Origin of the sequence: Synechococcus sp. H55.9, from assembly GCF_047462355.1 — a bacterium.
GTDB lineage: Bacteria > Cyanobacteriota > Cyanobacteriia > Thermostichales > Thermostichaceae > Thermostichus.
On the sequence record NZ_JANSJB010000057.1, the window covers coordinates 1 to 8,634 of the forward strand.

Below are 8,634 nucleotides of genomic sequence, written 5' to 3' on the forward strand. Positions count from 1 at the left end.
TTGTGGATGGAAAGCAGAGTGTAGCCCAGGATCTCTTGGGCGCGGATGAGGTGGCACAAATAGGCGCGGCTGAAGTGGCGGCAGGTGTAGCAAGGGCACTCAGGATCGATGGGATCCAGGCTGCGGCGGTGTTCGGCATTCTTGATGTTCCAGCGTTGGCCGCGGCTGATCACGGTGCCGTGGCGGGCATAGCGCGTGGGAATGACACAGTCAAACAAGTCCATGCCGGCAGCCACTGCCGCCCGCATCTCGGCATAGGTGCCCACCCCCATGAGATAGCGGGGGCGATCGGCTGGCAAGAGGGGGGCTGTTTGTCGCACCACCGCGTGCATTAGCTCCACCGGCTCTCCTACGCTGACGCCGCCGATGGCATAGCCGGGTAGATCCAGCCGACAGACTTCTTCCGCTGCCTGCCGACGCAGCTCCGGGTAAACCCCCCCCTGAACAATGCCAAACAAAGCCTGATCGGAGCGGCGGTGGGCTTCCACGCAGCGCTTCAGCCATTGAGTAGTCCGCCGCACCGCTGCTGCCACCGCCTCAGGGCTAGCAGGATAGGGCGGGCACTCGTCAAAGGCCATGATGACGTCTGCCCCCAGAGCATTTTGGATTTGGATAGACAGCTCCGGAGTGAAATGGATAATACGGCCATCGCGGGGCGAGCGAAACGTTACCCCTTCCTCGTCGATTTGGCGGATGGCGCTGAGGCTAAAAACTTGGAAGCCGCCTGAATCCGTGAGGATGGGGCCTGGCCAGCCCATGAAGCGGTGCAGGCCCCCCGCCGCTTGAATGATCTCTTCGCCGGGCTGTAGGTGCAGGTGATAGGTGTTGCTGAGGATAATGTGGGCGCCGGTTTCCTTGAGTTGAGCAGGCGTGAGGGTTTTCACATTGGCCAGCGTTCCCACCGGCATAAAGCAGGGGGTTGGGATCTCGCCGTGGGGGGTAGTGAAATAGCCGGCCCGCGCCTGCGTGTTGGGGCAGGTGCCCTCGCAAACAAAAGTAAAAGCCGCCAAGGTTAGCGCTCTGGATCCACTGCCTGCGCAGCCGAGCTTAGCATAAGAATAGGATCCCCTTCTAAAGCCCCCCAGCCCTTGACAGGGATCCCCTTTCTTGGGCATTCTTATAGATCGCCGCGGAACTGGCGGAATGGTAGACGCGCTAGATTCAGGTTCTAGTGGCAGCAATGCCATCGGGGTTCAAGTCCCCGGTTCCGCATTTCTTTGGATTGGTTGCTACCTACTCCATCACCTCAACGTAGAGCAAGCTCTAAAAGAATCTTGCTTGGCTGCAGAACTCCTGTGAGGCCGGCAAAGGCCGTAACTTTTAGAGAGTCAGCTCTTTTTCGATTTGGGAGAGCTTGATACGAGCAAGAGCCAAGTTGCCTTTCTCTCGATCCAAAGCCAGATAGAAAAATAGCCCAGGTATGTGCTTAAGTAGATACATCAGGTGATACTGAGTCTCCAGAATAATAAGTATCTCTTCGATTCTGTCGGTGAACTTAAGAGACTCTGCAACTCGCATCTTGGCGCGGATCACCTCTGTGTTTCCGGCAATGGCCAACTCCAGATTAGCTTCGGGAAAGGCAGGGCTGTTGGTGCCCTTAAACCCCAGACACATTCCGGTCTTCCAGTCCCCCAAAGCGACGCCCAGTGCCCCGTCAATGGTGAGAGCCTTCACCAGACTGTCTTGAAGCTTGTTCATAAGGCTGCCCTATCCCAGAAGCTTGATCCTAAAGTGCGTCCGATCATGATAGGCCCTTCATTAGAAGGTTTCAACTTAAAAATACTAGAACTTGTTTATTATTAAGATAAGTACAACTAAATGCTAAATGCGTTAAGCGAGGGTCGTCGAGATTTTCTTGCCTTTACGTGTATCTGTATAGCTTCTTGAAAGCCAAGTCCCTGAGATCACGCTGGCTTTCTATGAAAACAAGGGCATCTCCCCCAAGGCAGGCAGTACGGCTCCCGCTTGGTTCGTTTGGGGGCATAGATCCTTGAGGATTTCGGCAAGGCGGTCGGGGAGTTATGCTGGGGTTGTCTCTTTTACCAGGCTGCTGAGGTTCACCCACGGCAGCGCCGGATCCCGTCTCTCCAGCTTGACCCATGCCCAAGGCTCCCCTTCCCCCCAACGAAGAAGAGCGGCTGGCTGCCCTACGAGAGTATCAAGTTCTCGATACAGCCCCTGAAACTGCCTTTGACGAGATCGTCCGGCTTGCTGCTTACATCTGCGGCACGCCCATTTCGCTAGTAACTCTTATTGACGAGCATCGCCAGTGGTTTAAGGCCAAGTTCGGCATTGAGGGTATCGAGGAAACGCCGCGGGATGTGGCCTTCTGTGCCCACGCCATTCTCTCGCCCAAAGAGCCGCTGGTGGTGCCCGATGCCACCCAGGATCCGCGCTTTGCCGACAACCCTTTTGTAACCCAAGAGCCGCATATTCGCTTTTACGCCGGTGTGCCCTTGGTAACGCCGGAAGGGCAAGCGCTGGGTACCCTCTGCGTGGTGGACTACCAACCCCGGCAGCTCAGCCCGGAGCAAGTGGAGCAGCTCAAGGCCCTGGCCCATCAGGTGGGGGCTCAACTGGAGCTGCGCCGCACCTTGCGGGAGTTGGCCAAGGCTCCCTTGCTTCCCAAAGCTGGCGAGAGCAAGCCTGCTCGCAAAAACCGCTTTCTCCTCAAGGTCAGTGCTGGCCTGGGCCTGGCTGCCCTGATCTTGGGCGGGATCGCCTACTCTGCCCAGCGCAACGCCAGTCGCCTGCCCCAACTGACGGAGCAAGTGGCCGATACCCTGGAAGTGATCCAGAACCTGGAAGGATTGCTCTCAGAGATCCGTGCTGCCGAGGCAGGTAAACGGGGTTACCTTTTGACCAACGAGACTCGCTACCTCGACGAGTACAAGGCCAGCCTTGAGGCCATTCCCACTCGTCTTAGCCGGCTGCAAGAGTTGACAGCCGACAACCCTCTCCAGCAAGGGCGCCTGAAGTGGCTGGAGCTGCTTTTGGAACAGCGTCTGAACCTTGCCCAAGATCTTATCCGGCTCCGGGATCAAGAGGGGCTGGCCGCTGTTCAAGAAGCCTTGAAGAAGGGCGAAGGGCAAAGGTTGATGGAGCGGATCGCCAACCTAGTGGAGGCGCTCCAGGAGCAAGAGCGGCTTCTGTTGCAGCAGCGCAGCGAGCAGTTCCAGCTTGCTTGGGTTAGAACCAATGCCATCCTGCTGGGGGGGCTGGCTTTTACCTACTTGCTGTTGGCCGCAGTTTATGTCCTCATTCGCCGCGAAACTGCCGAGCGGGAGCGGGCGGAAACCTTCCTCAAGCAAGAGCGGGACTTTACCAACGCCATCCTCGACACGGCAGGCGCTGTGGTGGTGGTCATGGATCCCGAAGGGCGCATCCTGCGCTTTAACCGCGCTGCCGAGCAGCTTTCTGGCTATTCGCTGGCAGAAGTCAAGGGCCAACTGCTCTGGGACTTGGGCTTGATCCCGGCGGAGGAGATGGCCGGCCTGAAGCAAGCTTTTCAACAACTTAAGGGCAGTCGCTCCCTTTTCTTGAATCGCTATGAAAACTTCTGGCGCACCAAGCAGGGGGCGCTGCGGCTCATTGCTTGGACCAACACCGCCCTGGTCAACGCCGAGGGCGAGGTGGAGTTTATCATCAGCACCGGCATCGACATCACCGAGCGCAAGCTGGCGGAGCTGGCTCTCAAAGAAAGCGAAGAGCGCTACCGGGATCTCTTTGAAAATGCCAGCGATCTCATTCAGGCTGTCGATGCCGAAGGGTACTTTCTCTACGTCAACCGCGCCTGGAAGGAGACCCTGGGCTACGACGAAGCTCAAATCCACCAAATGAGGGTTTTCGACATCATCCACCCCGACTATCGAGAGCACTGCCAGGTGGTTTTCCAGAAGCTTTTGGCTGGCCAACCTCTGGACAAGGTGGAGACGGCCTTTGTGACTGCCAAGGGCGAAACCATCTGGGTGGAGGGAAGTGTTAACTGCCGCCTTGAAGATGGGGTGATGGTCTCCACGCGGGGCATTTTCCGCAACATCACCGAGCGCAAAAAAGCTGCCGAGGAGCTGGAGCGGCAGAGCCGGCGGGCCCAACTGCTGGCCGATCTCAGCTTAAAGATCCGCCAATCGCTGGATATTGCCGAGATCCTGGAAACGGCAGTAACGGAGATCCAAGCCCTGCTCAGGGCGGATCGCGTTTTGGTCTACCGCTTCCAGCCGGATGGATCCGGGATCATCTCCAACGAGAAAACCCAGCCCGGCATCCCTTCCCTTTTGGGCGAGGTGATAGAGGATCCCTGTTTTCAGGAAAAATACGCTGAGCTCTACAGCCAGGGCCGGGTTCGCGCCATCAGCGACGTGGAGGCCGAAGGGCTGGAGCCCTGCTACCTGGAGCTGCTGCAAACAATGCAGGTGAAGGCCAACCTGGTGGTGCCCCTCTTCATGGAGCAGCGGCTATGGGGGCTGTTGTTGGCCCACCAGTGTTCTGCACCCCGCCAGTGGCAGCCGTTTGAGATCGAGCTGCTGGTACAACTGGCCAACCAAATCGGCATTGCCCTCACCCAGGCAGAGCTCCTGGAGCGGGAGCGCCAGCGCAGCCTTGAGCTAGAACAAGCCCGCAAAGCGGCAGAGCAGGCTTCTCAGGCCAAAAGCAGCTTCTTGGCCACCATGAGCCACGAGATCCGCACCCCCATGAACGCGGTGCTGGGGATGACGGGCTTGTTGCTGGAGACGCCCCTGACCCCCGAGCAGCGGGACTTTGTCGAGACCATCCGCATCAGCGGCGATGCCCTGCTGACCCTCATCAACGACATCCTGGACTTCTCCAAGCTGGAAGCCGGGGAGATGGAGCTGGAGATCCTGGACTTCGACCTGAGGGCCTGTTTGGAGGAGGTGGCGGATCTCTTTGCCCCCACTGCCCACGCCAAGGGCCTGGAGCTGGCGGTGCTTATGCCGCCGGAAGTGCCCCGCTATCTGCGGGGGGATGCGTCGCGGCTGCGCCAAATCCTCAACAACTTGGTGAGCAACGCCATCAAGTTCACCCATCAAGGGGAGGTGGTCATCCAGGCCGAGCTGCTGCAAAAAACGGCCACCCATGTCCAACTGCGGCTCTCGGTAAGGGATACAGGGATCGGGATCCCCAAGGAAGCGCAAGCCAAGCTGTTTCAGCCCTTCACCCAAGTGGATGCTTCTACCACCCGCAAATACGGGGGCACAGGGCTGGGCCTGGCCATTTGCAAGCAACTGACAGAGCTGATGGGGGGCAAGATCTTCCTAGAGAGCGAGGTGGGCCGCGGCAGCACCTTCAGCCTCGAGCTGACCCTGGAAAGACAACCCTACGCCCGACAAATCTCCCAGCACCCCGCCCGCATCCCTGTCACTCTTCAGGGCAAGCGGCTGTTGGTGGTGGACGACAACGCCACCAACCGCAAGATCGTCCGCTGCCAGGCCACCGCTTGGGGCATGGTGGTGGAAGAAGCCGAAAATGCCTACCAGGCTCTGGACAAGCTGCGCCAGGCTGCGCGGGAAGGGATCCCCTTCCCCTTGGCGGTTTTGGACATGCAGATGCCGGAGGTGGATGGGGAAACCCTGGGCCGCTGGATCAAGGCGGATCCCGAACTGTCCCCGACGCAACTGGTGATGATGACCTCGCTGGGGTTGGGGGAGCACTCCCGCCGCGCCGCCGAGATTGGCTTTGCTGCCTACCTAACCAAGCCGGTCAAGCAAACGCGATTGCAAGAAGCTCTGGTCATGGCCCTGGGCAAGTCTTCCGGCCTGGCCACCGCGCTGCTGGGCATGGGCCCACCCCTTTCGCAAAGTGCGCCCTCGGCCAGCCGCCCCCAGCAACCCCTGCGCATCCTCTTGGCCGAAGACAACCCCGTCAACCAAAAGGTGGCCCTGCGCCAGCTGCAGAGCTTGGGCTACCTGGCGGATGTGGTGGCCAACGGCCAGGAGGTGCTGGATTTGCTGCAGCAAGTCAAGTACGACCTCATCCTCATGGATTGCCAGATGCCGGTGATGGATGGCTACGAGGCCACCCGCCGCCTGCGCCAGCAGGAGCGGGGATCCGGCCACCGCACCGTGGTGATTGCCATCACGGCCAACGCCATGCAAGAGGATCGGGAGCGCTGCCTGCAAGCGGGCATGGACGACTATCTCAGTAAGCCGGTGCTAAAGGAGGATCTGGAAAAAGTGCTCAACCACTGGAGCCAAAGGATCGCCCCTTCCGCAGCAGGAGCAGCCAACGGGGCGGCTTCGTCCGATCCGCCTTCTCCTGAAGCTGCCGGCGGTGACCCTGCTCCCACGCTGCCCTACCCCATCGACGCCGCCTACTTGGAGCGGGTTACGGGAGGTGACCGCCAGTTTCAGCGGGAGCTGCTGCAGGTGTTTGTCCAAGATGGCCAGGACCAGTTGCCGCGGCTGCGCCAAGCTCTTGCAGCGGGTAATGCCGAAGACTTGAGGAAAATTGCCCACCGCCTCAAGGGAGCTAGCGCCAACGTGGGAGCTAATGCCTTTTGTCAAGTAGCCCGCGAGCTAGAACACCTGGGGGTGCAACTGGCGCAGCCGGGATCCCCGGCTGATGACCCAAAATGGGCAAGCGCTTCCCAGGGCCTGGAGGAGCTGGAGCGCATCTTGGCCGACATTTGCCAGTACCTGCAGGAATTGGAAGGCTAGGGCGATCCCAGACTTGTCGCCCTCACCCCCAGCCCCTCTCCCAAAAGGAGATGGGGATCAAGCGGCGAACCATTGGAGGTAGGAGGAACAAATTGGCGCGGCTGTTTGGCTGCGCTCTGGCTCGGAACTGCAGCAAAAGCCCGGCTGCTTGATCAGTCTGGAAGAGGACAGCCGGGCAGAAAGTATCTAGCTAGTGCTTCGACCCAATCAGGCGGGCTGGGATCACATCAGGCCAATTTGAGAGAGGATCCCTTGGCCGGTCAGCAACTCGGTGGCCACGCCGATCACAAAGCCCAACATCGCCAGACGGCCATTCCATTTTTCGGCAAAGGTGGTAAAGCCGAACTTAGCTTCTTGGTTTTCCATAGTCTTAACTCCATCAAGGGGTGACATCTCTAATGTGGCTCAAGTATTAAAAACTGTCAAGTTTTGTGTCGAGAGCTAACAAGTGCAGCTTCTCCCCTTGACTCAGCGCCTTTGGTATTGGCGGTCGCCAAACAGGACTTGCCGTTCCTCGTCGCTGAGGGGCTGGTCTGGGGATCGGCGCGCCTCTGCCAACAGTTGCAGGCCCTTCTGCACAGCAGGGCGGGCCTCGATGGCTGCCAACCAGCGTTTGACGTTGGGGAACTCTTCGATGTTCAGCCCCTGCCGTGGGTAGCTTCGCATCCAGGGGAAGCTGGCAATGTCGGCGATGGAGTAGTCGCCCGCCAGGTACTCCGACTCGGCCAAGACCCGTTCCGCCACGCCAAACAAGCGCCGGGTCTCGTTAACGTAGCGGTCGATAGCATAGGGGATCCGCTCTGGGGCGTAGTGCTGAAAGTGGTTGGCCTGGCCCATCATCGGCCCAATGCCGCCCATTTGGAACATCAGCCACTGGATGACGCGATAGCGGGATCCGATGTCGCTGGGCAGGAGTTTCCCGGTTTTCTCGGCCAGGTACATCAAGATGGCGCCCGACTCGAACAGGGCATAAGGCCGGCCTCCAGGCCCATCGGGATCCACAATGGCCGGTATTTTGTTGTTGGGGCTGATCTTGAGAAATTCCGGGTCGAACTGGTCGCCGCGGCCAATGTCGATGGGAATGACCCGGTAGGGGATCCCTAGCTCCTCCAGCAGGATCGAGACTTTGTAGCCGTTAGGGGTGGGCCAAGCGTAGAAATCCAGCATGGGCAAGGGTTCTTAGGCCGGTTGTTCTGCCCATTCTAGCCCGCCTACCCCAAAGCCCCCGGCATCAACCCCTTAGTGTTGGTTTTTCCTAAGCTTAAATCGGTTTCTTCCAATACACCAGCCCATCTTCTCCGTTGTTGTAATAGCCCTTGCGGCGTCCCAGCAATTGAAACCCTGCCGATTCATAGAGGTGGATGGCGGCGTGGTTGGAAGCCCTCACTTCCAACGTGGCCCAGCGACAGCCTGCTGCTCTAGCTTGGTCTAGGAGCGCTTCTAGGATCCTGCGGCCCAAGCCTTGTCGCCGGTGACCGGGATCCACCGCCAGCGAGATGATGTGGGCTTCTTCTTCGATGCGCCAGAGGATGCCAAAGCCCACCAGCGCTGGTGCTGTTTGCGTCGCGAGGTCTGGAGAGGGAAGGGAGAACTCTGTTCGGCCCAAGCCATAGGAAGCGCCAACGGCAACCGGTTCCGCCACAACCCCAATCACCGTGCTGGTGGGCCGTTCCAGCTCCGCGCGATACCCCTGTTCCCCCCAGTGTCCGCCGTAGCAGCGTCGATCCAGCTCCAGCAATTGGGGCAGGGCGGTGATGTCGAGCATCTGCAGCCGATAACTTGTGCTACCCATGGTGGTCTAGTCCCGCAATTCGCAGAACTCCGATAGCAACAACTGCCCAAAGGGATCGTCATCCGGGGCGGCGTAGGGCAGGGCTCGGCGGCTAAGGCTCAAGATCTGGCCCCCCGATTGGGGATGGGGCTTGAGCTCGTAGTCGATCCCTTCTTGGAAGCCGGCCTC

The 8,634-nt window shown here is 59.4% G+C and carries 6 protein-coding genes and 1 tRNA gene; 2 read left to right on the plus strand and 5 right to left on the minus strand.

The genetic code is table 11. From position 1 onward, the window contains the following. A partial coding sequence (gene tgt, locus NW857_RS08555) for a tRNA guanosine(34) transglycosylase Tgt (RefSeq protein WP_414368665.1) occupies positions 1 to 1,010 on the minus strand: 1,010 nt, incomplete at its 3' end. 119 nt (positions 1,011 to 1,129) lie between these two features. Here tgt and NW857_RS08560 point away from each other — a divergent pair. Beyond that, positions 1,130 to 1,212, plus strand: a tRNA-Leu gene (locus tag NW857_RS08560). A 108-nt stretch (positions 1,213 to 1,320) separates the two neighbouring features. On the opposite strand, the gene NW857_RS08565 is transcribed toward NW857_RS08560, so the two are convergent. After that, a complete protein-coding gene (locus NW857_RS08565; protein WP_414333939.1) occupies positions 1,321 to 1,698 on the minus strand; it encodes a hypothetical protein in 378 nt (125 codons plus the stop codon). A 401-nt stretch (positions 1,699 to 2,099) separates the two neighbouring features. On the opposite strand from NW857_RS08565, the gene NW857_RS08570 reads away from it, so the two are divergent. Then, the gene (locus NW857_RS08570; RefSeq protein ID WP_414368666.1) at positions 2,100 to 6,674 is read left to right on the plus strand and encodes a GAF domain-containing protein; all 4,575 of its coding nucleotides are present in this window, start codon (positions 2,100 to 2,102) and stop codon (positions 6,672 to 6,674) included. Between the two features lie 222 nt (positions 6,675 to 6,896). Here NW857_RS08570 and NW857_RS08575 read toward each other — a convergent pair whose 3' ends face one another. From NW857_RS08575 to rimI, 3 genes are all read right to left on the minus strand, one after another. Continuing rightward, positions 6,897 to 7,067, minus strand: coding sequence for a chlorophyll a/b-binding protein (locus NW857_RS08575; RefSeq protein WP_414333941.1), 171 nt, complete (start codon positions 7,065 to 7,067; stop codon positions 6,897 to 6,899). A gap of 75 nt (positions 7,068 to 7,142) precedes the next feature. Then, the gene (locus NW857_RS08580) at positions 7,143 to 7,841 is read right to left on the minus strand and encodes a glutathione S-transferase N-terminal domain-containing protein (RefSeq protein ID WP_414333942.1); all 699 of its coding nucleotides are present in this window, start codon (positions 7,839 to 7,841) and stop codon (positions 7,143 to 7,145) included. Between the two features lie 94 nt (positions 7,842 to 7,935). Beyond that, the gene (gene rimI, locus NW857_RS08585) at positions 7,936 to 8,466 is read right to left on the minus strand and encodes a ribosomal protein S18-alanine N-acetyltransferase (protein ID WP_414348053.1); all 531 of its coding nucleotides are present in this window, start codon (positions 8,464 to 8,466) and stop codon (positions 7,936 to 7,938) included. Positions 8,467 to 8,634: the final 168 nt, after the last annotated feature.

Bases quoted from the DNA above. Each gene is read 5' to 3' on its own strand.
- rimI (WP_414348053.1), bottom strand. From the start codon at position 8,466: ATGGGTAGCACAAGTTATCGGCTGCAGATGCTCGACATCACCGCCCTG.
- NW857_RS08565 (WP_414333939.1), bottom strand. From the start codon at position 1,698: ATGAACAAGCTTCAAGACAGTCTGGTGAAGGCTCTCACCATTGACGGG.
- NW857_RS08575 (WP_414333941.1), bottom strand. From the start codon at position 7,067: ATGTCACCCCTTGATGGAGTTAAGACTATGGAAAACCAAGAAGCTAAG.
- NW857_RS08570 (WP_414368666.1), top strand. From the start codon at position 2,100: ATGCCCAAGGCTCCCCTTCCCCCCAACGAAGAAGAGCGGCTGGCTGCC.
- NW857_RS08580 (WP_414333942.1), bottom strand. From the start codon at position 7,841: ATGCTGGATTTCTACGCTTGGCCCACCCCTAACGGCTACAAAGTCTCG.